19 protein-coding genes are annotated in these 24,439 nt (G+C 72.0%); 7 read left to right on the top strand and 12 right to left on the bottom strand.

Annotated features, from left to right (window positions below; translation table 11 throughout):
- Positions 1-66: 66 nt before the first annotated feature.
- Positions 67-3,228: an alpha-N-acetylglucosaminidase gene (locus tag ACFYNU_RS27215; protein ID WP_356594091.1), complete on the bottom strand. Its 3,162-nt coding sequence runs from the start codon at positions 3,226-3,228 to the stop codon at positions 67-69.
- Between the two features lie 153 nt (positions 3,229-3,381).
- On the opposite strand from ACFYNU_RS27215, the gene ACFYNU_RS27210 reads away from it, so the two are divergent.
- Entirely contained in the window at positions 3,382-3,900 is a 519-nt protein-coding gene (locus ACFYNU_RS27210) for a hypothetical protein (RefSeq protein ID WP_356594089.1), read from the top strand.
- An 89-nt stretch (positions 3,901-3,989) separates the two neighbouring features.
- Here the strand turns inward: ACFYNU_RS27210 and ACFYNU_RS27205 are convergent, their stop codons facing one another.
- The 4 genes from ACFYNU_RS27205 to ACFYNU_RS27190 all read right to left on the bottom strand — a co-directional run bounded on the left by ACFYNU_RS27205 (position 3,990) and on the right by ACFYNU_RS27190 (position 8,838).
- The gene (locus ACFYNU_RS27205) at positions 3,990-5,513 is read right to left on the bottom strand and encodes a DUF1996 domain-containing protein (protein WP_356594087.1); all 1,524 of its coding nucleotides are present in this window, start codon (positions 5,511-5,513) and stop codon (positions 3,990-3,992) included.
- Between the two features lie 193 nt (positions 5,514-5,706).
- Positions 5,707-6,360, bottom strand: coding sequence for a response regulator transcription factor (locus ACFYNU_RS27200; RefSeq protein WP_356594085.1), 654 nt, complete (start codon positions 6,358-6,360; stop codon positions 5,707-5,709).
- Positions 6,345-7,625: a sensor domain-containing protein gene (locus ACFYNU_RS27195; protein WP_356594084.1), complete on the bottom strand. Its 1,281-nt coding sequence runs from the start codon at positions 7,623-7,625 to the stop codon at positions 6,345-6,347. The genes ACFYNU_RS27200 and ACFYNU_RS27195 overlap by 16 nt, the downstream gene beginning before the upstream one ends.
- A gap of 202 nt (positions 7,626-7,827) precedes the next feature.
- Positions 7,828-8,838: an NAD-dependent epimerase/dehydratase family protein gene (locus ACFYNU_RS27190; protein ID WP_356594082.1), complete on the bottom strand. Its 1,011-nt coding sequence runs from the start codon at positions 8,836-8,838 to the stop codon at positions 7,828-7,830.
- 119 nt (positions 8,839-8,957) lie between these two features.
- On the opposite strand from ACFYNU_RS27190, the gene ACFYNU_RS27185 reads away from it, so the two are divergent.
- Both ACFYNU_RS27185 and ACFYNU_RS27180 read left to right on the top strand, forming a co-directional pair.
- Complete coding sequence (locus ACFYNU_RS27185; RefSeq protein ID WP_356594080.1) at positions 8,958-9,680, top strand: hypothetical protein; 723 nt, start codon at positions 8,958-8,960, stop codon at positions 9,678-9,680.
- A gap of 56 nt (positions 9,681-9,736) precedes the next feature.
- Positions 9,737-11,245, top strand: coding sequence for a PepSY domain-containing protein (locus tag ACFYNU_RS27180; protein WP_356594078.1), 1,509 nt, complete (start codon positions 9,737-9,739; stop codon positions 11,243-11,245).
- An 81-nt stretch (positions 11,246-11,326) separates the two neighbouring features.
- Here ACFYNU_RS27180 and ACFYNU_RS27175 read toward each other — a convergent pair whose 3' ends face one another.
- From ACFYNU_RS27175 to ACFYNU_RS27160, 4 genes are all read right to left on the bottom strand, one after another.
- The gene (locus ACFYNU_RS27175) at positions 11,327-11,911 is read right to left on the bottom strand and encodes a winged helix-turn-helix domain-containing protein (RefSeq protein WP_356594076.1); all 585 of its coding nucleotides are present in this window, start codon (positions 11,909-11,911) and stop codon (positions 11,327-11,329) included.
- Between the two features lie 374 nt (positions 11,912-12,285).
- Positions 12,286-13,206 carry a DUF6891 domain-containing protein gene (locus ACFYNU_RS27170; RefSeq protein WP_356594074.1) on the bottom strand — a complete coding sequence of 307 codons (921 nt, stop codon included), beginning with the start codon at positions 13,204-13,206 and terminating at the stop codon, positions 12,286-12,288.
- A gap of 78 nt (positions 13,207-13,284) precedes the next feature.
- Positions 13,285-14,430, bottom strand: coding sequence for a hypothetical protein (locus tag ACFYNU_RS27165; RefSeq protein ID WP_356594072.1), 1,146 nt, complete (start codon positions 14,428-14,430; stop codon positions 13,285-13,287).
- A complete protein-coding gene (locus ACFYNU_RS27160) occupies positions 14,427-15,902 on the bottom strand; it encodes a hypothetical protein (RefSeq protein ID WP_356594070.1) in 1,476 nt (491 codons plus the stop codon). The genes ACFYNU_RS27165 and ACFYNU_RS27160 overlap by 4 nt, the downstream gene beginning before the upstream one ends.
- Before the next feature lie 206 nt (positions 15,903-16,108).
- On the opposite strand from ACFYNU_RS27160, the gene ACFYNU_RS27155 reads away from it, so the two are divergent.
- The gene (locus ACFYNU_RS27155) at positions 16,109-17,044 is read left to right on the top strand and encodes a Gfo/Idh/MocA family oxidoreductase (RefSeq protein ID WP_356594068.1); all 936 of its coding nucleotides are present in this window, start codon (positions 16,109-16,111) and stop codon (positions 17,042-17,044) included.
- A gap of 23 nt (positions 17,045-17,067) precedes the next feature.
- Here ACFYNU_RS27155 and ACFYNU_RS27150 read toward each other — a convergent pair whose 3' ends face one another.
- Both ACFYNU_RS27150 and ACFYNU_RS27145 read right to left on the bottom strand, forming a co-directional pair.
- The gene (locus ACFYNU_RS27150) at positions 17,068-17,724 is read right to left on the bottom strand and encodes a hypothetical protein (RefSeq protein WP_356594066.1); all 657 of its coding nucleotides are present in this window, start codon (positions 17,722-17,724) and stop codon (positions 17,068-17,070) included.
- A gap of 143 nt (positions 17,725-17,867) precedes the next feature.
- Complete coding sequence (locus tag ACFYNU_RS27145) at positions 17,868-19,022, bottom strand: epoxide hydrolase family protein (protein WP_356594064.1); 1,155 nt, start codon at positions 19,020-19,022, stop codon at positions 17,868-17,870.
- A gap of 296 nt (positions 19,023-19,318) precedes the next feature.
- Between ACFYNU_RS27145 and ACFYNU_RS27140 the strand changes: the two genes are divergently transcribed.
- The gene (locus ACFYNU_RS27140) at positions 19,319-19,606 is read left to right on the top strand and encodes a hypothetical protein (RefSeq protein ID WP_356594062.1); all 288 of its coding nucleotides are present in this window, start codon (positions 19,319-19,321) and stop codon (positions 19,604-19,606) included.
- A gap of 239 nt (positions 19,607-19,845) precedes the next feature.
- Positions 19,846-20,769: an AEC family transporter gene (locus ACFYNU_RS27135; protein WP_356594061.1), complete on the top strand. Its 924-nt coding sequence runs from the start codon at positions 19,846-19,848 to the stop codon at positions 20,767-20,769.
- Between the two features lie 16 nt (positions 20,770-20,785).
- Here the strand turns inward: ACFYNU_RS27135 and ACFYNU_RS27130 are convergent, their stop codons facing one another.
- Positions 20,786-22,168 carry a CoA transferase gene (locus tag ACFYNU_RS27130; RefSeq protein ID WP_356594059.1) on the bottom strand — a complete coding sequence of 461 codons (1,383 nt, stop codon included), beginning with the start codon at positions 22,166-22,168 and terminating at the stop codon, positions 20,786-20,788.
- Between the two features lie 438 nt (positions 22,169-22,606).
- Here ACFYNU_RS27130 and ACFYNU_RS27125 point away from each other — a divergent pair, with 438 nt between their 5' ends.
- Complete coding sequence (locus ACFYNU_RS27125; protein ID WP_356594227.1) at positions 22,607-24,316, top strand: ThuA domain-containing protein; 1,710 nt, start codon at positions 22,607-22,609, stop codon at positions 24,314-24,316.
- The last annotated feature ends 123 nt before the right edge of the window (positions 24,317-24,439 follow it).

Here is a 24,439-nt window from a genome sequence, read left to right as displayed (position 1 = left end):
GCCCGCTTTCAGAGCCCGGCAGCCGTACCGCACGACCCCGTTCCGCCGCCACGCACCCCGCCGCCGTCACCCCCTCCCCGTCACCTCCCACCCGTCGAACTCGACCGTGCCCCGCAGGCCGCTGCTTCCGTTCGTCGCCGTCATGAAGAGGCCCACGTCCTGGGTGGTGGAGGCGCCCGGGGTCGGGATCGAGGCCACCGTGCGCCAGGTCGTGCCGTCGTCCGTCGAGTACGCGCCCGTGAACAGGCCGTCCTCGCGCGTCAGTCGCAGCAGCACCGGGGCCGTGACCCCCGTGACGCGCCGGTAGGTGTCCAGCGTGCCGTCGCCGGACGTGTCGTACGAGAGCACCACCCCGTTCGACGGGGTCACGGCCAGGTTCACGATCCCCGGCGAGCCCGGCGTCGTGAGGTCGGTGCGGGTGATGATGCCCGCGCGGGCCCACGGCCCCGTGTTCTCCTGCGCGGCCACCCGTACCGTCACGCTCACCCCGTCGGTGAACGCGCCTTCCTCGAAGGCCGCGCCGAACTGAGTCGTCGCCCGCCACAGGTCCTGGCCGCCGCCGTTGACCGCGAAGCGGTCGCCCAACTGCCCGAACACGGCGCCGTTGTTGGTGTACGTGCGCCGGCCCGGGGCCAGCGGGCCCGCGACGTACGCGGTGCCGCGCTGGACGGTCCGCACGCGCTCCTCGCCGCGCGGGCCGTACTCCAGCGCCAGTTCGTACGGCAGGGGGCGCAGCGGCGCCGTCAGCGGTTCGGCGGGGGCCGTCACCGACCAGGAGACGGAGCCGGTGCCCGCCGGGGCGACGGACGGCAGCCGTGTCGGGCCGTCCGGCCGGGCGTCGGGGCCCGTCAGGGCGAAGTCGACGGGGCCGGTGCCGCGCAGCCCGTTGACGTTGCGGAAGTCGGCCCTCAGCGTGCCCGTGCCGCCCGGTGTGAACGCGGGCGGGTCGGCGGTGACGCCGACGGTGCCCTGGTACGGGGCGGCGGCCAGGGTGTCCCGTACCCGCAGGGCCGTCCGGTACGCGTCACCCGTCGCCCGCACCGGATAGCCGGTGCGGGCTCGTGTCCACGCCTCCTCGTCCACGTACCAGTCGAAGGTCTTCGGCTCCCGCCCGGCGGTCAGCGCGTCGGCCAACTCGTCCAGATACGCCTGCCACTGCGGCAGATGGACATCGGCGAGCAGGCCCTGCCAGTCGCGGTTCGCGTAGTTGCTCAGATGCCCGGCCGCCGACCGGTCCGCCCAGGTGGTGATCAGCGTGCGCGCCGTCCACTCCAGCGTCGCGGCCTCCTCGGGGCTGGTCGCCAGCCGCTTGGCGTCCTCCAGCCACGGCCCGAGCAGGAACGAACGGTGACAGCCCACCATCGTGTCGCTCAGCCGCATCAGCTTCAGCCACAGCGCCGCCAGCGCGCGGAACGTGGCGGCGTCGCCTCCTTGGAAGGCGCCGCGCAACTGCGGCAGCAGCAGCCGTGAGCGGTTGGCGAGCGCCTGTCTGGCCAGCTCGGTCACATCGTGCCGGTACGCGTCGGAGCCGCGCAGCGACTCCCGTACGCCGAGCAGCGACCCGAGGGCCTTGTCGAACTCGGCGGTGTCGAAGGCGGTTCCGACGGACGCGGTGAGGGAGGGGCGGCGGGAGAAGAGCGAGTCGACGGGGCGCCCGTCGGCGGTCGTCAGCCGGTACGCCGTCGCCTCCAGCACATCGAAGGCGTCCCGCGCGGCGCCGTCCTCGCCGCCGTAGCGCAGATCGGCGTACGACCGGAACCAGCTCTCGCGGTCGATCGCCTCCTCGCGCCAGGCCAGTTCGCTGAACAGCTCGAAGGCGGCCGGGTCGCGCTCGGCGGCCTCCGGCATGTACGCCGTGCCGACGAGCCTGCTGCCCGGCTTGTCGCGCCAGGCCGTGAACCGCTGTGTCCAGCGGTCGGAGTTGGCGCCCATCGTCGTACGGCCGCCGAAGTTGGGGATGGTGCCGAAGGCGTACGGCGCGCCGCCCCAGTCCCGCTCGCGGTCCGTCACCGAGTCCAGGTCGGACAGGCCGTCGACGATCAGCACCCGGTCGGTGTCGATGGCGTCGAGCAGGGCGGGTACGGGGTTGGTCTGCCAGCCGAGGATCACCCATGTGGCGCCGGGGCGGGCCGTGTGGAGCGATGTCTCGACGGCGCGGGCCGCGTCGGGCACGGGGACGTCGCCGGCGCTGCCGCCCTCGTGCAGCAGGTCCATCTTGAAGAGGTTCACCTCGCCGAAGAGTTCGCCCTGGTGCCGGTAGAACGCGGCGGCGACATCGGCGAAGACCCGGCCGCGGGGGTCGAGCCAGTCGGGGCGCGGCAGACCGTTCCAGTCGCCCTGCGGCACGGTCCGCGCGCCGGGGTTGCGGGCGGCGAAACCGTCCGGGACGGTGCCGAAGTAGCCGGGGAGCACCGGAGACATGCCCAGCTCGCGCATCCGGTCGGTGATCCGCCGGCCGAGCCGGGCGCGGGTCTCGATCAGCTCGGGGGAGAGCGGGCCGCCGTACGCGCTCATGTTCTGGAGCAGCCACCACGGCTGGTGGGAGGGCGCGGGGAGCCAGGTACGGGCCTCGGTGTCGGAGTAGCCGAACTCGGTCAGCAGCCGGTGGTAGACGGCCTCCTGGCCGGTGGTGACGAGGACCTCGTTGCAGCCGTGCAGGGCGAGGATGTCGAGCATCCGCTCCCAGCGCGGCCAGTCGGCGTACGGGGCGGTGTAGCCGTCGTGGGTGTCGTTGAGGGCGAACCGGTGCCGTACGGTCGCCGAACGCTCCAGCGGGCGGCGGGGCGCGGGCAGGGTGGCGGGGAGGTCGAGCCGGCTGCCCGACCAGCTGAGGTGGGTGCCGCACTCGTACTTCAGATACCAGTGCACCCCGGTGAGCAGGACGCCGGCGTCGGTGCCCGACACCTCGATCCGGCCGGCGGACCCGGCGACCCGGAACCGCTCGGCGCCGCGCACCACCCGGAAGCGGAACTGGTCGGCGTGGCGCGGGAGCAGGCGTCCCACGGCGGCGCGGGCGGCGGCGCTCACGGTGGCCGGGTCGGCCGGGCCGGACGGGTCGGCGGGGGCCGACGGCGCGGCCGGGCGGGCCGTCGCGGGGGAGTGCGTGGCCAGCGCCGTACCGACGCCGATCGCACCGGCGCCGGCCAGCACCGCGCGCCGGGAGGGAATGCCGGAAGTGGCGGGAGTGGCATGAGTGGCGGGAGGGATGGGACTCGGCAGCTCGGTCATCAGCGGTCCTCTGTCCTCAGTTACGGGGGAGCGGTCACGGGGAGTGACAACAGGTGTATGCGGAGCGCACGTTAATGACGGGGAGGGGGGTGGGCAACGATGTGATGCGTCGTTCACCCGCGCGGGGGCTTGTGGAGAGGGCACGATGGCCGAATGCGTACCGAGCGACCCCGAGTGGCACTGCTGGTGCCGGCCCTCGCCCTGGCCCTGTTGAGCGGCTGCGGCGCGAACGACGACGAGGCCCCCGACGAGCCGAGGACGGCGACCGGGAGCCTCGAACAACTGGCCGAGAAGGCCGAATGTGACCCCAACGTGCAGACCGACGCGGAGGAGCTGCGTCAGGCCAACTGCAAGACGGGCTACGGGAGATACATCCTCACCACGTTCGCGACCGACCGGGGTCTGCGTGAGTGGATCAACGAGGCGAACGACTACGGCGGGTCGTATCTCGTCGGCAGGAAGTGGGTGGCCAGCGGCGACGCGAAGGTGGTCGAGTCGCTGCGCGGCAAGCTGGGCGGGACGGTCGAGACGGCCCCGGAGCACGGCGCGGGCGGCGAGGACCACGGCGCCGGCGGCGACGGCGGCGAGGAGCACGGCACCGGTGGCGACCACGGGACCGGCGGTGGCGACCACGGGACCGAGGGGCACTCGGGCCACCCCACACCGGGCTGACGGCGCGGGACGCCGGCCGGGCTGTTGTGCACAGCCCGGCCGGCGTCCGACATCACCTCACCGTTTCATCACGTCAGCGCGTCACTTCGCTAATTGCACTCCTTACCGGTGTTGATGCAGTCGACCATCTTGTTCATCACGTCCTCGTCGAAGACATTGATGAAGTCGCCATGGTCGGTGATGGGCTTGTGCAACTGCTCGGGGAACGAGTCCACCGCGAATCCGGGCCCCGGCGGAATGTCGTACACGATCCGCTGCTTGAGCTGTGGAATCGCCTGGAATCCCTCCTGGCACTGACCGTTCTGATCGGCGAACGCCACATGGGTGCGGTGATTCGCGCTGTCGGTGTTCTGTCCGTCCCAGCAGCTCTGGAAATTGAACGAACGCACCACCTGGCTGCCCGCCGGGCAGATCGGGTATTTGTCCTTCAGCTGGCGCTCCTCGAATCCGGTGCAGCTCCACGAGGCATTCGCGTTGGCGTCGCCGTTGACGAACGCCTTCGCGTCACCGGTGATGATGCGCAGGAAGCGGGGCATGGCCGTGACCTTCGACACCGGGCTGCCGACGAACTGGAGCGTGACCTCGGACGGGGTCTGGATCTCTCCGACGTTGCCGTCCTTGCCGCCGCCGTCCTCGTTCGCGTCGGCCTCGTTCTGGCCGTTCTGGAGACGGATCACCGGCCAGTAGTAGGTGGACTTGTCACCCTGCTCGTTGCAGGTCGTCTCACCGTTGGCCAGGTCGTCGTCGCTGGCGAAGGCGTTGTTGGCCTGGTTGCCGATGTAGTCGTGCTTGTGGTGGGCGCCGTTGCTCACGCCGGGCGCGGCGATGACGTTGTCCGAGTTGAAGAGACCGTTCTCGTTGCGCCCGCACTCGGTGGTGAAGTTGCCGGTCGAGGCCTGCTCGCCGGGCTGGGGCTCCTGGCTGTTCGGCTCGATGGACTGGATGTCGACAAAGTCGGAGGCGTCGGGGCCGTTGCCGGGCGGCTGACCGCCGTCGCCGCCGCCCTGCCCGCCGTCCTGGCCCGCGTTCTGACCCTGCCCGCCGTCCTGCCCGCCGTTCTGGCCCTGGCCACCGTTCTCGCCCTGACCACCGTTCTGACCCTGGCCGCCGTTCTGGCCGCCGCCCGGATCACCCTCGTTGGTGCTGTCGTCATCGGGCCGCATGGTGCACGGGGCGAGCGAGTCCAGGCTCTTCTGCCAGTGCCCCGCGCGCTTGAGCGCGGAACGGATCTTCTTGAGGCTGGCGAGCCTCTTCTGCTTCAGCGGCTTGAGAATCTTCTTCTCGGTAAGCTTCGGATCTCTCTCCAGCTTCGCCTTGTTGTCGGCGAACCGCTTGTACGCGTCGGTGATCTGCGTATCCATCCGGGCGAGTTCCCGGTCGACCGCCGCACGGGCCCGCCTCGGTACCTTGGTCAGCTCATTGGCGACTTCGGGACAGTCGATGGTGGACATCTGCCGTCCGGCATTCTCGATCCGCTGCTCCTGACCGGAGCGGCCTTCTCCCGCGGATGCGTAGACATTTACCGCTACCAGCCCACCCCCGCCCAGAATCAAGGCCGCCGAGGCCGCGATGGCCCGGTTCGCCACGGTCGAGCGTTTTCTTGTGCGTCCCATGGAACTCCTCAAGCTTCGGTGCCGGTTCAGGGGGATCTCCGGCGTGGGGAGGAAGCGCTCCGTTCCATACGGACGTCATTCGCGGCCTGTTCAGCCGCCGCGATGTTTCATAGAAATCTCCATCAACAAACCGGGCGGATGCCCCCAACACACCCCGCCCGGCGGCCCCTTGGGCACAGGGGGTGTCAGCCCGTCACTGCTGTCCCCGGTCCAGATAGGCGATCACCGCGAGTACGCGCCGGTTGTCGTCGTCCGACACCGGCAGCCCCAGCTTCCCGAAGATGTTCGACGTGTGCTTGGACACCGCCCGCTCCGTGACGACGAGTTGGGCGGCGATCGCCGCGTTCGACCGCCCCTGCGCCATCAGCTCCATGACCTCCCGCTCACGCGGCGTCAGCTGGCCGATCGGCTTGTCCTGCGCCCTGCGGGACAGGAGTTGCTGGATGACCTGGGGGTCCATCGCCGTACCGCCGCCGGCGACCCGGCGCACCGCGTCGATGAACTGGTCGGCGTCGAAGACCCGGTCCTTGAGCAGATAGCCGATGCCACCGTTGCCGTCGGCCAGCAGTTCGCGCGCGTACAACTGCTCCACGTGCTGCGACAGGACGAGGACGGGCAGCCCCGGCCGTTCCCTGCGCGCGGCGAGGGCGCACTGGAGGCCCTCGTCCGTGTGCGACGGCGGAAGCCGGACGTCGACGACGGCGACGTCCGGCCTCAGTTCCGCGAATGCCTTGGTCAGTTCGGGTCCGGTCTCCACGGCGGCCAGGACCTCGAAGTCGTACGCCTCCAGCATCCGGACCAGGCCGTCACGGAGCAGGAAGAGATCTTCGGCTAGGACAACTCGCAAGGGATCTCCACGGTGACCATGGTGGGGCCGCCCGCGGGGCTGCTGACGGCCAGGATGCCGTCGAATGTACCGAGTCGGCGCTCCAGTCCGCTCAGCCCGGTACCGGAACCGATCTTCGCGCCGCCGCCCCCGTTGTCACCGACCGTGATCCGCAGCATGGACTCCGCGTAGGTCATGTCGATCCAGATCCGGTCCGCCCCGGAGTGCTTTATCGCGTTGGTCAGGATCTCGCTGACCGCGAAGTACGCCGCCGACTCCACCGGCGCGTCGGCGCGGCCCGGCAGATCCACCTCCACGTCGGTCTCCACCGGCAGCCGCAGCGCCAGCGCCTTCACCGCGTCACCCAGCCCGCGCTCGGCCAGGACCGGCGGGTGGATGCCCCGTACGAGGTCACGCAGCTCCGTCAGCGCCTCGGCGGATGACTTACGGGCGTTGGCGATCAGCTCCTTCGCCTTGGCCGGGTCCTTCTCGATCAGCGCCTCGATCGTGCCCAGGTCCATGCCCATGGCGACCAGCCTGGCCTGGGCGCCGTCGTGCAGGTCTCGCTCGATGCGGCGCAGTTCGGCGGCGGAGGTGTCCACGGCGTCGTGCCTGGTCTCGGTGAGATGGGCGACGCGCTGCTCCAGCCGCTGGTCGTGGTCGGGCGCGAGCATGGCCCTGGCCAGCAGGAAGTAGCCGCGCTGGATGTCGTTCGCGTACCGCACGCCCACCGCGAACAGCACGGCGCCGAGCAGGGCGGCGAACAGGCCGGTCAGCTGGCTGTCGACCGGGACGAAGCCGTACCAGTACGCGTCGTTCTCGAAGACCCGCCACAGTCCGGCCGCCAGCACCAGGCCCTCCAGCGGGTAGACGAACAGCGCCATGGACAGCAGGGCCACCGTCGCGCCCGCCGTCATGTCCACCATCAGCCACCCCAGGTCCCGCCAGGTCGCCGGATCCTTCAGCATCAGCGTGGTCCGCTCCACCAGGCCGGTGACGCCGGTCCGCAGATCGGCGGGCATCGGGCGGTACGGGACCGGGATCTTCACGTCCGACCAGGTGGCCGCCAGCAGCCGGCGCTGGTTGGCGTGCATCCGTACGGCCGTCAGGACGTAGGGCGTGGTGAAGACACCGATACCGATCAGGATGAAGGCGATCGAGATGACCGACAGGACGAACAGCGTGACCGAACCGGCGATGGCGGTGAACCCCAGCACCAGCCCCCGGCCGGCGGTCGTCGCCGACTCCACGACTGTTCGTTTCGCCACGCCTGGTGTCCCGCTCATGGTCATTCCCTTTCCTCGTCGCCCGTGCCCCATCGGCGACCGGCCGGCCTCGGCCCGACTGACGGGCACGACCATCAGTCTGCCGGGCGGGAGGCGTCGGACGGGAGCTGTCTCCGCCCCCAATCGGGGGTGTACCTAGCACCACTCGGGCACCCCCGGCACCCCCCGCCCCCGGCTCTCCCAGCGGCCACGGCGCGACTGTCTAGGAGTTCAGCAGGGCCGCCTCCACCTCCGGCGCCAGACCGACCTCCGGCCGGTCCGGGCGCTGCGGGGCCTCGCCGCCGACCGACTCCAGCCAGGCCCAGGTGTCACGGACGGTCTCCGCCACCGGCCGGCACCGCAGCCCCGTCGCCAGTGCCTTGGAGACATCACCGGCGTGCATCATGTCGTGCACCTCACCGCGCGGCAGCCAGATCGGCAGCTGGGTCCACGGCTCCACCCCGGCGGCGATGATCGCGTCCGGGTCCGTCCAGCGCAGCTCGGCGTCGGACCCGGTGGTCCTGACACACGCCTCCAGCAGTTCGCCCATCGTGCTGTGACCCGGCGGACTCACCACGTTGTACGCGCCCCCGAGGCCGGCCGCCGCCGCGTCGAGCGTCCACTCGGCGAGATCGCGTACGTCGATGTACTGGAGCGGGTTGTCGGCCGGTCCCGGAGCGAGCACCGGGCCGCCGCGCGCGATACGCCCCAGCCACCAAGGCAGCCGCCCCACGTTCTCCCAGGGGCCGAGTATCAGCCCCGGGCGCACCAGCAGCGCGCGCTCCCCGAAGACCGCCTCGGCGGCCAGCTCGCCGCCGCGCTTGTCCCGCGCGTAGTCCAACCGCCCGGCGTCGGCCGACGCGCCGTCCACCAGCGGGCCGGTCTCGTCGAGGCCGGCGGGGGTCGGATACGCGTACACGGAACGGCTGGACACGTACGCGTACCGCTCCGCCCGGCCGGCCAGCAGCCGGGCCGTCTCCAGTACGGCGGACGGCGCGGCCGACCAGGTGTCGACCACCACGTCCCACCGGTCCCCGACCGGGTCCGCGAGAGCCCCGTCGGTGAGGGCCGCCAGCCCGTCCGGAGTGGTGCGGTCGCCGTGCAGGACGCGCACCCCCGCCGGTGCCTCGTGCAGGCCGCGGTGGAAGACCGTCACCTGCCAGTCCCGCGCGAGCGCCGCCTCGGCCACGGCGCGGCCCACGAACTCGGTACCGCCCAGAATCAGAAGTCTCATAATCGAACCCTGCCACGCGACTGTCCGGATACCGGATCCGTTCTGCTGCGGGCATAGCAGGTCAGCGCCGTACGCACCATCTGCCGCACACGGCGCGGGGATGGCAGCATGAGCGCACCATGACAGATGCCCGGTCGCCGATGCGCGCCTTGCGGGCCGCGGTCCTCGCGGCGGTGTGCGTGACCTTGGCGGCGGTGGGGCATTCGTCCATGTCCAGCCATGAACTTCCGCTCGGTGTGCTTACGTTGGCTTTCGCGGTGATCGCCGCGCTGTCGTGGCTCGCGGGCGGGCGGCGCCGGGGCATCGGGTTCATCGGGCCCGCCGTGCTCACCGCGCAGGCCGCGCTGCATGTGACGTTCACGGCCGCCGGGACGCACGGCGCGATGTCGCCGGCGGGCCACGGTCATACGCCGGCGGGCATGGGGCAGGGCGGGACAACGGGCGCGAGCACCGGCGCGGGTACGGGTGCGGTTCCGGGGCCGGGTGCGGAAGGCACCGTCGGCGCCGTGCTGACGGCCGTCGGCGACACCTCGCCCGGCATGCTCGCCGCCCATCTGCTCGCCGGCGCCGTCTGCGCGCTCTGGCTGGCCCGGGGCGAGGCGGCCTTCTTCCGGCTCGCCGAGACCGTCGCCGCCTTCGCCTTCACCCCGCTCGGGCTGCTGCTCGCCGTGCCCCGGCCCCTCGCCGTACCGCAGCCCGTACGGCCCCGGCACCGCACCCGCGCGCCGCACCGGCCGCGCGGCACCCTGCTGGCCCACGCCGTGTCCCGGCGCGGCCCGCCCGTACACCGCGCGCTCCCGATCCGTACGACGGCCTCCGGGGCCGCCGCCGCCATGGTCTGACCTGGGCGGGGCCCGGGGGTCCACTTCCCCGTGCCACGCCAACTCCTAGGACAGTCATGGCCATTGACGACCCCGTACAGGGCGCCGACTCCCCACGTACCGAGGCAGCACCGAAGAAAGCGGGCGAGAAGAAGCAGGGCGAGAAGAAGAAGGGCGACAAGAAGCCGCCCGTCGCCGCCGACCCCACCAGCACCTGGGGCGCGGTGCGACCGCTCGTCCTGCGGCTGCACTTCTACGCCGGTCTGCTCATCGCCCCGCTCCTGCTGATCGCCGCCACCACGGGGCTGCTCTACTCGCTCTCGTACCAGGCGGAGAAGATCGTCTACCGCCAGGAGCTGCGCTCCCCGGACAGCGACCGTACGGCCATGCTCACCGACCAGGTCGAGGCGGCACGCGCCGAGCACCCCGACGGCAAGGTCACCGCCGTCTGGCCCTCGTCCGACGACGAGGAGTCCACCCGGGTCCTGATGACGATGCCGGACAGCGAGGAGAGCAAGTCGCTGGCCGTGTTCGTCGATCCGCACACCGCCCAGATACGCGGCGAACTCGACAGCTACGGCACCTCCGGCGCCCTCCCGCTGCGCACCTGGCTCTCCGAACTCCACCGCCACCTCCACCTCGGCGAACCCGGCCGTATCTACAGCGAGCTGGCCGCCAGCTGGCTGTGGGTCGTCGCGCTCGGCGGGCTGCTGCTGTGGATCGGCCGCAGAAGGACCTCCAAGCGGGCCCTGCTGCGGCCCGAGTCCGGCGCCACCGGACGCCGCAGAACGCTCTCCCGGCACGGCTCGCTCGGCCTCTGGGCGGCTACCGGGTTCGTGCTGCTGTCCGCGACCGGACTGACCTGGTCGACGTACGCGGGCGCCAACATCGGCGCCGTACAGGACCAGTTGGGCGGCGCCACGCCCGTCGTCTCGGCCACCCTGAAGGGCGGCGACGGCGCCGCGGCCGGTGCCGGGGGCCACGAAGGGCACGAGGGCCACGGCGGCGACAGCGGGCCGGGCGGTGACCACGAGGGCATGGACATCGGCATCGACAACGCCCTGACCGCCGCGCGCCAGGCCGGACTCGACGGACCGGTGGTCGTGAAGCCGCCCGCCGACGGTACGGCGTACGTCGTCGCGCAGCGGGACAACACCTTCCCGGTCCGGCTGGACTCGGTCGCCGTCGACCCCGGCACCGGACTCATCCTCGACGAACTGCGCTTCGGCGACTACCCGTTGCTGGCCCAGCTCACCCGGATCGGCATCGACGCCCACATGGGTCTCACGTTCGGCCTCGTCAACCAGCTGCTGCTCGCCGCCCTCGCCCTCTCGCTGATCCTGATCATCGTGTGGGGCTACCGCATGTGGTGGCAGCGCAGGCCCACCCAGGACCGGAAGCTGGGCGTGGGCAGACCGATGGCACGCGGTACGTGGCGCAAGGTGCCGCTGCCCGTGCTGCTGCCGCTGATCGCGGCGGCGGCGCTGGTCGGCTGGTTCGTCCCGCTGCTCGGTGTCACGCTGGTGGCGTTCCTGGTCCTGGACGTGGTGCTGGGCGCCGTGGCGCGCGCCCGCGCGACGACGTAGCGGCCACCCCGGCAGACGTACGAGGCCCCCGCCGGTCCGCCCGGCGGGGGCCTCACCCGTGTCATGGTCCGGAGGCCGGACCTACGGGACGTACTTGTAACCGACCCGCCGGATCGTCCGGATCGTCTGCCGGTGCTCGGCGCCCAGCTTCCGGCGCAGCCTGGCCACATGCACATCCACGGTCCGGCCGTCGCCCACATGCCCGTAACCCCAGACGGTGGTGACCAACTGGTCGCGGGTGTGCACCCGGTGGGGGTGCGCCACGAGATGCGCGAGCAGCTCGAATTCGAGATACGTCAGATCCAGCGGGCGGCCGTCCACCTCGACGGTCCGCTTGACGGAGTCGATCCGCACCGGTCCCTCGTCGGTACGGGAGTCGGCGTCGGGGGCCGGGTGCTGGTCGGCCGGTACGAGGACGAGGTAGCCGACCATCGGCGGCCGGCCCGGCAGTGTCGGCAGGGTGTGCGCCGGGGCCGGCAGCCAGGTGGAGCCGGGCGGCAGGAAGTCCACCAGCCGGCCGGCCGCGTCGGGCGCCACGAGGGGCACGACCTCGTCACGGTCGACGGCTCGCAGTCGGTGCCGGCCGGAGGCGGTCGCGGTGGCCGTGGTCGATGTCGCGGCGGCGGTGGCCGCGGTGACGGAGGAGAAAGGACGGGAGTTCGCCATGAGGGGTCAGCTCTTTCGCGCGAAGGATGTCGTCGAGTCGACAGGACGGGACGTACGTCATTCGCGACGGCCGAAGGCCTGGGGAGAGGCTTTAGAGGGCCGGCGCGTTCCTCGCGCGGCAACACACCCGGTCGAAGTCGTGGTGCTGCCGGGACGGCCAGAACGGCTCAAGGTCGATGCGACCCGACGCGTCGTGCTGAAGGCTGGCCATGGCCTCATTGAAGCAGATACGGGGCCGTAGCAGCAGTGCCTTTCAAAGGGCGATACGTGAAAAGGATCCCTTGGTGATTTCATGGGCCGTTCATGGGATCGACAACCCGTTCACGAAAGCCCGGCGCCGCCGGTCCGGCCCCGGTACCGCCCCGCCTCGCGGCTCAGCCCAGCCGCTTGCGCCAGTCCAGCTCCGTGACCTCGATCGCCGACCCCGGCGAACCGTCCCACTTCACCGGCAGCCCCGCCGACGACAGGGCCGCCGTGACCTCCCTGCCCACCGCCGCCGTGGTCCCCTCCGAGCCGTCGAACCCTCCGTAGTAGAGCGACAGCCCGGCCCCGGCCGCCGCCGCCTCCGTGCACTGCCGGTGGAAGAAGACGAAGCCCCGCACCTCCCGGGTGTCGCTCTCCGCACGCTCCGCGCCTATCTCGGCCAGCCCGCAGCTCCGGCAGCAGGTGAAATTCTCCCGGGCCACGATGCCCCGCTCGTCCAGCCCGGCGAACACCGCCGTGATCCGCTCCGGGTCGGTCTCGCCCTCCCACCCGGTCTGCTCCTCGACGCGCTCCAGCCACAGCCGGTCCACGATTCCCCGCGCCTGCGCGGCCGAGACCGGTCGCTCGTCCCCGTCCACCAGCCACTCCTCGGCGTCCTCGGCGAGCTGCGCCCGTCCGTCGTAGCCGCGCCTGATCAGCCCCCGGACATACTCCTCGATCTCCTCCCGCGTCTTCTCGTCCAGCTCGGGCACCGGCTCGACCGGCGGCAGCTCCACCCGCTCCCAGTCCACGCCCGCGTCCCAGCCGTCCTCCTGGCGGGCCCACGCCACCATGATCCGGGTCACCGACGCCGCGTCCGGCAGCTCCGTGCCGAACATGGCGCCGGCCGAGCCGTCCCGGTGCTCCAGCGTGTAACTCTCGGCGCTGTCCCGCGCGACCTGGATGAACACGTTCGGCCGGTCGGGGATCCGGTCCACCGTCACGAACTGATCGTCGACACCCCCTATCCGCGCGATCAGCTCACCGAGGCGGTCCGCCGAGATCCGCTCGTATTCCTGCCAGTTCTCCGTCTTCACCCTGATGGCCAGCATGGGCAGCACTCTGGCACAGGCCACCGACAACGCCGACAACGCCGGCAACGCCGGCAACGCCGCCGAAGCCGTGCCCCGTCAGCGCAGCAGCGAGCCGAAGCCCGCCGCGCGCACCCGGCGCACGATCTCCTCGGGCGTGGTGCCCAACCGCTCCGCCGTACGCGGCAGATGCCAGTCGTTGTCGGCGAGACTGTTCAGCAGATGCCCCCGTCTGATCTGCGCCGGGGCCAGCCGGAACGTCTTCAGATACGCGGTGCGCCCCTTGTGGTCGGTGATCAGCTCACCGATGTGCTGCCCGTCGGAATCGACGCGGAACGGCGGCAGGAAGCGGTACATGTCGAACGACGCCATACGGCGCACCCGCTCGAACGAGTACGACGTGCCGAGCAGTTCACGCGCCATGACCGTGTCGTGCGACTCGCTCCACGCCCGCTCCTGCTCCCGCGCGGCGGCCCGCAGCTCCGCGAGGGTCGCGATGTGCCGCCCGTCCCCGAGGCGCGCCTCGAAGTCCGGTACGGGGCCGCCGAAGTAGCCGTACTGGTGGATCAGCTCCCCGTACATGTCCTGGAGCAGCGTCGGGTGCAGAGAGCGGTAGTCGTCGGGGTGCGGCACCACGAACGCCGCGGCGAGCGCGTCCGCGACGTACACCATCACCCCGCACTGGTCGGGATGGATCTCGAAGACCCGCAGCGCGTCGGCCAGTCCGGGCACGTCCAGCCCCAGATAGGCGGCCTCCGAACGCGGCGAGAGCCCCTGCCGCACCGCCTCCCGCGACCACTCCTGCCAGGCGATCGTCGGCCCGCCGAAGTGCAGCGCCAGATAGCCCTCCATGGCCAGGTGCAGCGGCAGGAACCGGCAGCGCGCCACGGCGCCGGCCGGCTGCCCCTTCTTCCCCTTCGACGGGCGGCGCTTGACCATGCGGTGGTGCCGTTCGACGGTCATGGCCGTGGGCCGCGCGGTGTCCAACTGCGTGCCGTACGCCGCCGACTGGGTGGCCGGCCGGTCGGCCGGCCGCTCGCCGGACCAGTCGGCGACGAGCCCGTGCGGGATGTACGACACATAGCTGACGCCCGGCGACACCAGGACCTCGCCGAAGCGGTCGTACACCTCCCGGTGCAGCCGCAGCCCCGGCACCGGCTCCGCACGCACCAGCGGCACGAGCCGGACACCGCCCCACACCTGCGCCGGGCGGGCGGTCAGCCCGGTGAAGTCCAGCCCCGTCATGTCGCCCCGCCCCTGTCGTAGGTACGCAGAAAGCTCTCGATCCGCCGGTCCAGATACGCCTGTAGCTCGGCCAGGCCCGTCCGGCCCTCGGCGAACTGCGCGATCTCCACCAGCGCCGGCAGATCCTCCGCGTCCCGGATCCCCGCCGTCGGCACACCCGCCGCCAGCCGGCGCACGTCGAAGCCGTCCGCGTCGTAGACCGGATTCAGATGCGTGACCGTCGTACGACGCTCCCGGTCCAGCCGCGTACGCCACACCCGCAGCACCTCGCCCGCCAGCCCCGGAGGCGCGTTGTCCCAGCCGTCCGAGACGACGACCAGACGCTCGGGGGCGTACTCCAGCGCGTCGATGACGCGCATGCCCAGCGGCGTGGGTCCGTACGGCCGTACCAGCAGCGGATCCGTACGGCCCGACGTCCACCACGCGCCGTACGCCCCCGGCGCCGCCAGCGCCTCCAGCAGGAAGTGACCGCCGAGCGCGACGGCGAGCGGACGGCGGCGCTTCACGCCGGAGCCCGACGCGGAGTAGCTGTCGTCCAGTACGGCGGCGACGCGCCCCCATGTCCCGGCGTACGGCCCCGCCGCCCGGCGCGCCGCCGAGCGCAGCGCGCCCGTCAGCTCCGCACGCCGGCGCACCCGCTCGTCGACCGTCAGCGCCAGGGTGTACAGCGCGAGCCTGGTCAGCGGCATGACCGAGAGATCCGTCCGCACGGCGGCGCCCGCCACGTCCGCGCCCGCCGCACGCTGCGTACGCAGTCGCTCCAGCCGTGTCATCCGGGGTGCGATCCGCTCCACGAACGCCTCGCGCCGCACGCCGTGCTTGGCCGCGAACCCCTCGGCGACGGTGAAGGGCAGCTCGTAGATCGCGCCCTGCTCGTAGTGCGCGCGACGGTACGCGTCGAGCAACGGATGCTCGTAGCGCGGGCGCACGCCAGGCTCGAAGAGAAAGTCGCCCAACTCGCCCTCGACGGCGGGGTTCTCGTCCGTCGTCCGCAGCGGCAGATGGAGGTGGCGCGCCGCGGTCTTCAGCCCCGCGCGGTACTTCACCGCGTCGTGCCCCAGATCCGGCCGCGCCGCCAGCCAGTCGCGCAGGATCGCGCGGGTACGGCGGTTGCCGACCCTCGCGGCGCGCAGCGCGCGGAACAGCCGGTAGACGCGCTGCGGCGGCAGCAGCGCCAGCCGGGCGGCGATCAGCCGGCCCTCGGTCCGCTTCTGCTCCCCGCCCGCCTCGCCCGCCGTACGCAGCAACTGCTCCACGACCCGGGCCGCGTTGTGGTCGTTGATGTCGAGCGCGAGCGAAGCGGCGTACACGGTGCGGTAGTTGACCCGTACGTACTCATGGAGGAAGTCGAGCGACAGCCGCTGCGAGGACGCCCGGGAGCGGAACTCGCGCTGTCCCGTGGATGTGACGGCGGCGTTGACGAACAGCAGCACGTCCTCGGCCGCGATCAGATCGGCGGCGGTGTGCGTCATGCTTCCCCCTGTCCCCGGACATGCTGAAGCCGGCCGGGGCATGGGGGCGCGAACAGCGAAATTGTCGCTTCAGAGGCAAGTCCCGGAAGTCGCACCGGAGGCCCGCGGCCGGCCCCTGAAACGTAGCACCGGGGGTCCCGTACGGCGCCACCCAATTCCCGGGCCTCCCTGGGCCGGGGCGGGGTGCTGACGGCACACTGATCCATATGAGCCAGCTACGCATCGCACTCCTCGGCACCGGCCCCTGGGCCGAACGCACCCACGCCCCCGCCATCGCGGCCCACCCGGACGTCTCGTTCAGCGGTGTCTGGGGGCGGCGCCCCGAGGCCGCCGCCGCGCTCGCCGCCGCCCACGACACCACGGCGTACGCGGGCGGGGGTGAGGGCGGCGCCGGTGCGGGCGGGCTGGACGGGCTCGACGCGCTGCTCGCCGTGAGCGACGCCGTCGCCTTCGCCCTGCCGCCCGACATCCAGGCGCCGCTCGCCGCCCGCGCGGCGGCGGCCGGCTGCCATCTCCTGATGGACAAACCGGTCGCGACGACCGTGCCGGGCGCGCGCGCCGTGGCGGACGCCGCCGAGCGGGCCGGTGTCGCCTCGCTGGTCTTCTGCACGCTGCGGTTCGCCGCCGGGACGGCGGAGTGGGTCGAGGAACAGGCGGCGCTCGGCGGCTGGTTCACCGCGCGCGCCCACTGGCTCGGCGCGCTGTACGGGGTGGGCAGCGAGAACAGCCCCTACGCGGACTCGCCCTGGCGCCGCGAGAAGGGCGGCCTGTGGGACGTGGGCCCGCACGCGCTCTCCGCGCTGCTGCCCGTACTGGGCGATGTGACAGCCGTGACGGCCGTACGGACCGAGCCCGACCTCACGCATCTGGTGCTCACCCACACGTCGGGCGTGACGAGTTCGGCGGTGCTGAGCCTGAGCGCGCCCGTGAACGGCGCGGGCGCCGGCTTCGAACTGCGGGGCGAGCACGGGACGGTGGTGCTTCCCGAGCAGTGGGGCGACCCGGCGGACACCTTCGGCCTGGCGATCGACGCGCTGCTCACGGCGGCGCGGACGGGCCGGCCGCACGCGTGCGACGTGCGGTTCGGCCTGCGGCTGACGGAGATCCTCGCGGAGGCGGAGGGGCAGCTCGGCCGCCCCTGACCGGGGCGGCCGGGCGGCCCGGGTCAGCCCACGCGCTCGATCCGGGCGTTGCGGATGAGGAACTTGCCCGGCTCACGGACCTGTTCGAACGCCGCGTCGTTGAGCAGCGCGCAGCTGCCCGACGGCGCGGTGACCCGCACGGTGGTCGACTTGTCGTTGTCGAGGTTCGTCACCTTGAGTGTGGTGCCGACGGGGAACTCGTTGCTCGACGCGGCCGGGGCGCCGGCCTCACCGGACAGGGTGACGGTCGATCCGGCGCAGACGACCTCGCCGACCTGGCCTGTGCCGTTGCCCTCACCCGCGCCCGCGCCCGAGCCCTGACCCGAGCCCGCGTCCCCGGCCTCGTTTCCAGCACCGGCGGCAGGCGGCGCCGCCTGGGCCGGGGGCGCGGCGCCGGTGTCACTCGCGCCCACCTCGCACCCGGACGCCGCCTGCTTCCGCCTGATCTCCTCGATCACGTCCTGCCGGTTCTTGATCCGCGCCTCGGACAGGGCGTCCGGAGCGGCCCGCTGGTCGTCGATGAAGCGCTGATTGCCGGCGAGAGCGGTGGTCAGCCCGTCGCACTCCACCGAGGCCTGACTGGTGCCGGTCATCGCCACGGCGGTGCCGCCCACCAACGCGACCGCGCCGACGAGCAGGGCGATCTTCTTCTTCCGGCTGACGGACTTCTTCCGCGACACGTGGGGGCTCCTGTTCCCGGCCGCGGGGGGCGGCCGACTGGGTTCCGTGTGCCGTTACGTACGAGCGCGGAGCCCGTACCGCTCAAGAGCCCCGGCGGCGACTTCCGCACCACGGACCGACCGCCCCCCCGTTTCCCGCTACATCAGCCCGTGGTCCTCAACGGCCCGAAGAACGCCCGCAGTTCGTCCACCACCTGCTCCGGCTCCTCGTGCGCCATGAAGTGCCCGCCGCGCCCCGGCGTGCTCCAGTGCCGCAGATCGGCGCAGAGCCGTTCGGCGAGGCTGCGGGGCAGTCCCGCCAGCGCCGGTTCGCGGCTCAGGGTCACGGCCGCCGGCACATGGATCGTCGGCACCGGCTTGTTGAGCGGGTAGTCGTAGTACTGCCGGAAGGACGAGCCGATGCTGCCCGTCGCCCAGTACAGCGTCGCGATCGTCAGCAGCGTGTCCTTGTCCCAGCGGCTCTCCAGATCGCCGCCGCAGTCGCTCCAGTCCCGGTATTTGTCGATGATCCAGGCGAGAAGCCCGGCGGGGGAGTCCATGAGCGCCGCGGCGATCGTGTCGGGCCTGGTCCACATGATCTCGCTGTAGCCCTGGTCACCGATGTCGTAGGCGCTGAGGGCTTCGAGGTACGCCTGCTCCTCGGGCGTCGCCGGCCGGTCCCCGAAGTCGGACGGGATCACGGCGGAGGTGACGTGGATCCCGGCGACATGGCCGGGGTACAGGGCGCCGAGCCACTGCGTGACCCCGCCCCCGATGTCCCCGCCGAAGGCGCCGTACCTCTCGTATCCGAGGGTGCCGGTCATCAGCTCGTGCCAGATCTCGGCGACGCGTCGGCGGGTGAACGGCCCGTCGGGCAGCGCCGAGTAGAGGAAACCGGGCAGTGACGGGACGACCACGTCGAAGGCGTCGGCCGGATCACCGCCGTACGCGGCCGGATCGGCCAGCCGCTCGGCGGCCTTCAGCATCTCGACGAAGCTGCTCGGCCAGCCGTGCGTCATGATCAGGGGCAGGGGCGCGGGCGCGCCCTCGGCCCGTGTGCCCCGGATGTGCACGAAGTGCACCGGCCGGCCCGCCACTTCGGCGATACGGTGCGGATACGCGTTGAGGGCGGCCTCAGCCCGCCGCCAGTCGAACCCGTCCGCCCAGTGGGCGACCAGCTCACGCAGACGGCCGGGGTCGACCCCCGCCGCCCAGAAGGTGCTGTCGGATGCCGTGGTGAAGAGGGTGCGGTTCAGTCGCTCACGCAGGTCGTGGAGTACGTCGTCGGATACGGAGATCCGGAACTGCTCGGCTGTCATGTCTTCCTTCGCTCAGGAGAATCTGTCCGTGTCCGGACTGCTCCTGGGCGCGCGGCTCAGACGGCCGCGAGGGCCAGGAGGGCCCGGAGAGTTCGGGTGTCGCGCATCGGGCTCACCTCCCTGTGTGACGTGGTCCGCCGGACGATACAGGAGCGGCTCCGGGTGCGCCGCCGAATATCGCGGCGAAGGCCGCGAAGTCGCCCTCAAACACCGTCTGGCCAGGGGCGATTGTCAGTGGGGGGCGGTAGAATTGTAAGTGTTCGTGAGGGTTCCACCACCGTGCCGGGAGGTCGCCGATGGCCGTTGCCACAATCACGACGAAGCTCTTCGACATCACACCGCCAGCCACCCGATCCGTGCAGCGCAAGCCACTTCCCGCGGGACAGCCCCGCGAGTGGTACGAGACCCACAACCGCCGTCTGAAGGCCATGCGCCTCGCCATCGCCCTGCTCGACTCGGGCGTCTACCACCCGGCGAACGCGAACAACCGGCGGATACGTTCGACGGCCGCGTCGATCGGCATCCGTCCGCCGTCGGACACGACGTGCCGCATGGTGCGTGCCCTGATCCGCTACGGCCGCTGACGGGCGCGGCCGAAACAGCACGGAACCTCCGCACGGGGCCGGTGGACGACGCACCGGCCCCGTACGGGGGTTTCCGGCTTCGGCGCTCGGCGGACCCGCGATCCGGCGGATGACCGGCCGGCGGGGGCGGGTGCCCGGCCGCGCCTCGCGTCCGGCATGCTGAGGCCGGTGACCTCTTCTGAAGCCGGGCACATACACATACGGCGGCCGTCGGCGGCCGGATCCGGGCGGCGGAGAGGATGAACGCCGTCCTCTTCGGCTTCCTGCCCATCTGGGTGATCACCGGCCTCGGCTGGGTGGCCGCACGTCAGGACGTCCTCGGCGGGCAGGCCCAGCACGTCCTCGGGCGCTTCGCCTTCACCTTCGCCATGCCGGCCCTGCTGTTCCTGGCGATGGCGGGCGCGGATGTGACCGCCCTGCTGAACGTCGGCGTCCTCGTCTTCGCCCTCAGCCTGATCGCCGTCTTCGCCGCGGGACTGCTGATCAGCCGCTGGGTGTACCGGCGCGGCCAGGCAGAACAGGCCATCGGCGCGATGGCGGCGGGCTACGTCAACTCCGCCAACCTCGGGATCCCCGTCGCCGTACACGTCCTGGGCGACACCTCCTTCGTCATCACCGTCGCCCTCTTCCAGATGCTGTTCATCGCGCCGGTGGTGCTCGTCCTCATCGATCTGGACGTACGGCGCGACAGGCGCGGGCGCGCCGCGCGGATGCTCCAACTGCCCTTCCGCAACCCGATCATCGCGGCCTCGCTCGCCGGAGTGGCCGTGTCGGCGCTCGGCTGGCGCCTCCCCGCCGAGGCGACCGCCCCTCTCCAACTCCTCGGCGACGCCGCCGTCCCCGCCGCCCTCTTCGCGCTGGGCATGTCCCTCAACACCCGCGTCCGGCCGGACTCCTCCGGACGCGCCGAACGCGGTCTGCTCGTCGCCCTGAAGATCGTGGCCCAGCCGCTGCTCGCCTACGCGATCGGCCACTGGCTGTTCGGGCTGACCGGCCACACCCTGTTCGCCGTCGTGGTCTGCGCGGGACTGCCGACGGCGCAGAACGCGTTCATCTTCGCCTCCGAGTACCGACTCGACACCGACCTCGCCAGGGACACCGTCATTCTCTCCACGCTCTGCTCGATGGTGTCGCTGACGCTGATCAGCTGGCTTCTGGTGTGAGCGGTCCTGCCGCGGGTCAGAGCCACCGTGCCGGATCCGTGCCCCACATCGACGGCGGACCGGCCCAATCGCCCGGCCCGCCCTCGTAGTCGACCGGCGACCGGACATACCGCAGCCGGCCGTAAGGCGAGGACGTCTCGGCCGTCCACACCTCGGGATCGGTCTCCCCGCCACCTTCCGTCCCGGGCTCCGGCCGGATGTCACGCGTCAGCCACGACGCGGTCCCCGCGAGCGAGAGCCGCAGATGCCGGCCCGCCCCGTCGCCCCGGCGCTCGGTGAGCGCGCGCAGGATCGCGGCGGCGAGGAGATAACCGGTGCTGTGGTCCAGCGCCTGCGCGGGCAGTACACCGGGCCGGCCGTCCGCTCCCCGCTCGACGAGGGCGATCCCCTTCGCCGCCTGCACCAGGGAGTCGAACCCGCGCCGCTCCCGCCACGGCCCCGTCCAGCCCCAGGCGTCGAGCCGGGCCACGATCAGTCCGGGACGCCGCGCCGACAGGGTGTCCGGATCGAGGCCGTACCGGTCCAGCGAGTCGGCGCGGTAGCCCAGAACGACGACGTCGGCCGAGTCGAGAAGGTCCTCGAACACCGCCAGACCGGCCGGGTCGCCGAGGTCCAGCCGGGTGGAGCGCTTGCCGAAGCCGGTGTCGGCGTGCGCCTTCGGGTCCTCGGGCAGCAGGGGCGGGTCGACGCGCAGCACGTCGGCGCCCAGCAGCCCGAGCGTGCGGGTGGCCACCGGGCCCGCGATGACGCGCGTCAGATCGAGGACCCGCATCCCCTGCGCCGGCGACGACGGGTCGCCCTCCGGCAGGCGACGCCCGGCCGGAGCGCCCGCACCGCCCGCCACCCGCCGGCTCTCGACCAGCGGCCACCTTTCCGGACCGGGTCCGGCCACGGCCACCGCCAGGCCGCCCGCCGCGTACACCGTCTCCTGCACCCACCGGGCGGGCCGTTCCCGCAGCTCCCTTGCCAGCCGTTCACGAAGCGCGTCGTCGTCCCCGTCGTCCGGGACGCCCAGCGCGGACAGCAACCGGGCCCGGTGGTGCGGGTAGTTGGCGTGTGTCCGCACCCAGCCGTCGGCCGTGGGCCAGAACGAGGACAGCGGGGCGAACGGCGACCAGGCCCGTCCGTCGATCCGCAGCTGCCGCTCGCTGACGAACGCCGCCCCGACGGCCGCCTCGTGCACCCGCACCGCCGGTGTCCGGGACCCGGAGCGCCGTGCCGCCAGCTCGGCGGCGGCCAGGGAACACACCCCCACGCTCGCCCGCGCCAACTGCCGTACGGGCAGCCGCGACGGCAGTACGCCGGGAGCGGGTACGTACGTCACCAGCTCCGCCGCTCTCGGGTCGCCCCCGAGGGCGCTCCAGGCGTGCGCGGTCGCCGTGTCGATGTCCTGAGTCACGGACGGCGCTCCCTCCGGTGTGGTCGGTGGCCGATGGCGGAATGTCCATCATGTCTCTCGCGGGGCCGATGTTCGACCACCGGTCCGCGACCTCGGCCGAACGGGCGCAGCCCCCGGTCCGGCCGGAGATCCGATCTATCGAGGTGGCCGATTCGCGCTCCCCGCATCCCTGTTGAGTGCTCTCGGTACCGGGGGGAGAGGTCAAGGGGGACATTTTGTCATGGAGGAAAACTAATCTTTGGATAGTTCAGCGCCGACTCTTGACCCCCCTATACCTCCGATGTTCACTACGCCTGACGACGCCGCCGCCTCGTCGTAGCTCAGTCGTGGCCCACCCGTCACCGCTTCGCTCAGCCAGCGCCCCCGGGCGCCCCGAGAGAGGACCGGCTAGTGCGCACTGTGTTGTCCCGTGCCCTGATCGCGCTCGTCCTGGCGGCCATGTCGCTCGTCGCCGTACCGCAGGCACCACCCGCGCAGGCCCAGACTCAGGCCCCTGCCCCTGCCCAGGCCCCCGCCGCCGCGCCGCTGACCAAGGTCCTGGTCTTCTCCAAGACCGCCGGATTCCGGCACTCGGCGATCCCGGCCGGCATCGCCGCCGTCCAACGGCTCGGCGCCGCGAACGGATTCACCGTCACCGCCACGGAGGACGCCGGGGCGTTCACGGCCGGCAATCTCGCGCAGTACCAGGCGGTGATCTGGCTCTCCACCACCGGAGACGTCCTCAACGCCGCGCAGCAGAGCGCCTTCGAGTCGTACGTCGCGAACGGCGGCGGGTACGTCGGCGTGCACGCCGCCGCCGACACCGAGTACGACTGGCCCTGGTACGGCGGCCTCGTCGGGGCGTACTTCGCCTCCCACCCCGCCACCCAGCAGGGCACCGTCCAGGTCGAGGACCGCGCGTCCCCCTCCACCTCGCATCTGCCGCAGCGCTGGACCCGCACCGACGAGTGGTACGACTACCGCGCCAACCCGCGCTCGGCGGTCAAGGTCCTCGCGAGCCTGGACGAGTCGTCGTACAGCGGCGGCGCCATGGGCGATCATCCGATCACCTGGTGCCAGGACTACCGGGGCGGCCGGTCCTGGTACACCGGCCTCGGTCACACCGAGGAGTCGTACGCCGACCCGGCCTTCACCACCATGCTGCTCGGCGGCATCCAGACGGCGGCGCGCGCCAAGGTCGCCGACTGCCGCCCGGAGACCGGCTACACACCGCTGTTCGACGGCAGCCGGGCCAGCCTCGACAAGTGGCGGCAGGCCGGCGCCGGAAGTTTCAGCCTCGCCGACGGCACGCTCTCCTCGGTCGGCGGCATGGGCCTGCTCTGGTACCCGGTGACACCGTTCGCCGACTACTCGCTCAAGGCCGACTGGATGATGCCCGGCGACGACAACGGCGGCGTCTTCATCGGCTTCCCCGACCCCCAGGGCGACCCGTGGAAGCCGGTCGACCTCGGCCACGAGATCCAGATCGACGCCTCCGACGGCGACCCGACCCGTACCACCGGGAGCGTCTACAGCTTCCGGGCCCCGGACACGGCGGCCCGCGCCGCCGCGCTCAACCCGCCCGGGACCTGGAACAGTTACGAGATCGCCGTGCACGGCAAGCGTGTCGAGATCTGGCTCAACGGCGTGAAGATCAACGACTACACCAGCACCCGTGACATCGCGCTCGGCCACATCGGTCTCCAGAACGACGGCGCCGGTCTGGACATCAACTACCGCAACGTCCGCATCAAGCAGGACGGCGCGGGGACCACCGATCTCGCCCGCGGCAGGCCCGTCACGGTCACCAGCGTCGAGCCCGGCAGCACCCATGTGGGCGCCAACGCGGTGGACGGCGACTCCGCGACCCGCTGGGGCAGCGCGTACGCCGACCCGCAGGCGATCACCGTCGACCTGGGCGCCGTCCGCACGCTCCAGCGGGTCCGGCTCAACTGGGAGACCGCGCACGCCAGGGCGTACACGGTCCAGGTGTCGGCGGACAACGCCACCTGGCGCACCGTCAGCACCGTCACGGCGGGCGACGGAGGTCTCGACGAGATCGCCGTGAGCGGCACCGGACGGTACGTACGGGTGCAGGGCACCACGCGCGCCACGCAGTACGGCTACTCCCTCTGGGACCTGAACGTGTTCGGCACCACCGGCCAGTAGCACCCGGTCAGCAGCACCCGGTCAGTAGCACCACCGGTCAGCATCAACACCGGTCAGTGGCACCACCAGTCAGCAGCACGACCGTCCGGACGACCTGGTACGCGGCCCTTCGCCGCGCGCCGG

This window comes from Streptomyces sp. NPDC006643 (assembly GCF_042870175.1).
In the GTDB taxonomy this organism is placed as follows: domain Bacteria; phylum Actinomycetota; class Actinomycetes; order Streptomycetales; family Streptomycetaceae; genus Streptomyces.
Note: the sequence above shows the minus strand (reverse complement) of the source record. Positions and strands in the feature narration are given on the sequence as shown.